3 protein-coding genes are annotated in these 1,869 nt (G+C 67.6%); 2 read left to right on the top strand and 1 reads right to left on the bottom strand.

Going from position 1 to position 1,869, the window contains the following annotated elements; translation table 11 throughout:
• The coding region (locus ACEN88_RS30580; protein WP_413345772.1) for a response regulator at positions 1 to 393 on the top strand (393 nt) is incomplete at its 5' end.
• Positions 394 to 564: 171 nt separating this feature from the next.
• Entirely contained in the window at positions 565 to 753 is a 189-nt protein-coding gene (locus ACEN88_RS30575; protein ID WP_075796307.1) for a hypothetical protein, read from the top strand.
• A 39-nt stretch (positions 754 to 792) separates the two neighbouring features.
• On the opposite strand, the gene ACEN88_RS30570 is transcribed toward ACEN88_RS30575, so the two are convergent.
• Positions 793 to 1,869, bottom strand: a 1,077-nt coding sequence (locus tag ACEN88_RS30570) for a M16 family metallopeptidase (protein ID WP_413345769.1), incomplete at its 5' end; no start/stop codon positions are given.

The raw sequence follows: 1,869 nt of genomic DNA, 5'->3' as shown, positions 1-1,869 counted from the left end.
GCCGAGGCACCGTCCAGCGCACCGGCGCCGGCGTCGGGCGGCCGCAAGATCCTGCTCGTCGACGACAACGTCGACGCGATGGAGATGATGGCCTTCCTGCTGGCCGAGATGGGCTACGAGGCGCACACGACGGCGGATGCCGGCAACCTCGTGCAGATGGCGCTGGAGCTGCGGCCGGACGTGATCGTGCTCGACATCGGCCTGCCGGGCGTGGACGGCTACGAACTGGCGCGCATGCTCAAGCGGCATCCGCAGCTGGCCTCGACCCGCCTCGTCGCGCATACCGGCTACGGTTCGCCGGAAGACCGGCGCAAGGCGCAGGAGGCGGGGTTCGATGCGCACCTCGTCAAGCCTGCCGAGCTGGAAGACCTCGAAAAAGCGTTGCAAGGCTGATTTGCGTTCCGCGTGGGCACAGGGTGCCCACCCTACGGATGCGCGGCAGTTCAACGTGCGTCAGCGGTAGGGTGGGCAACCCGAGCCCACGCGTTCAACGTGCGTCAGCGCACGTACATCCGCACGTCATCGGCCTAATCTGGCGCCATCCACTTACCGATGGAGGCCATCATGCCGAAGGGAGCGAGCCCGAAACGCGAGCGCGAATACAAGAAGCTCGAGACGGAATTCAAGAAGGAACACCGTTATCCCGGCCGCGAGGAAGAGGTCGCGTCGCGCATCGTGAACAAGCAGCGCGCGGAGCACGGCGAGACCAAGCAGTCGTCGAGCGGCGGTTCCAAACAGTCCGCGAAAAAATAAAGCCTCCCGGGGGAGGCTTTTAGCGTAGAGCGGGAACGGTCACTTGTCGCTGACCGTAAAGTCCCCGAACGCCTTCAACTGCTCGCCGACGGCCTTCGAATCGCCCACCACGACGATGGACTGGTTCTCCGGCGCGAAGTACTTCTTCGCCACGTCGCGCACCTGTTCCGGCGTGACCTTTTCGATCAGCGGCACGTACTGGCCCAGGAACTCGGCCGGCAAGCCCACGAGCCAGTTGCTGGACAGGGTGTTCGCCACGGCGCGCTGCATCTGGTTGCTCAGCAGGTAGCCGCCCGCCACATAGCGCTTGTGCATCTTCATCTCGTCCGCCGGGACGAGGTCGGCGCCGATGCGCTTGTACTCGTTGAAGTACTCGGTCAACGCGGCGCCCGTGACTTCGTTGCGCACGTCCGCGCCGCCGACGATGCCGCCGCCTTCGCGCAGCAGGCGCGCGCCGGCCGAGGCGCCGTAGGTGTAACCCTTCTCCTCGCGCAGGTTGATGTTCACGCGGCTCGAAAAGCCGCCGCCCAGGATCGTGCTGGCCAGGCGCAGCGGAATCTGGTCGGAAGCCGTCGCGGCGATGCCCGGGCTACCGAGGCGCAGTGTCGACTGCACGCTGCCGCCCCGTTCCAGCAGCAGGCGTACGGGTTTTGCCGTGGCCGGGGCCTTCGGCACCTCGGCTGACGCCGGGCCGCTTGCCTTCCAGTCGCCGAACGCCTTCTGCGCGAGTTTCAAGGCATCCGCTTCCTTGATGCGGCCCGTGATCACGAGCAGCGCGCGCTCCGGACGGAAGCGCTTCGCGTGCTCGGCGCGCAGCAGGTCCTGCGTGGTCGATTCGATCGCTTCGGCCGTCGGCGTCATGTGGCCGTACGGGTGGTCGCCGTAGATCGCGCGGCTGATCGCGCGTTCGGCGCGGAAGCGCGGCTGCGTCTCCGAGACGCGCAGGCTTTGCAGCGCGTTGGCCTTGGCCAGCGCCACTTCATTCTCGGGGAAGGATGGCGTGCGCGCGACTTCGGCCAGCAGCTGCATCATCGGCCCGGCCTGCGACGCGAGCGCGCTGGCCTGGACCGCGATGCCGTCCGCGCCGGCGCCGGCGGCCACGGAGCCGCCCATGCC

This window comes from Massilia sp. CT11-108 (genome assembly GCF_047302915.1).
GTDB lineage: Bacteria > Pseudomonadota > Gammaproteobacteria > Burkholderiales > Burkholderiaceae_D > Telluria > Telluria orientalis.
Note: the sequence above shows the minus strand (reverse complement) of the source record. Positions and strands in the feature narration are given on the sequence as shown.

Bases quoted from the DNA above. Each gene is read 5' to 3' on its own strand.
- ACEN88_RS30575 (WP_075796307.1), top strand. From the start codon at position 565: ATGCCGAAGGGAGCGAGCCCGAAACGCGAGCGCGAATACAAGAAGCTC.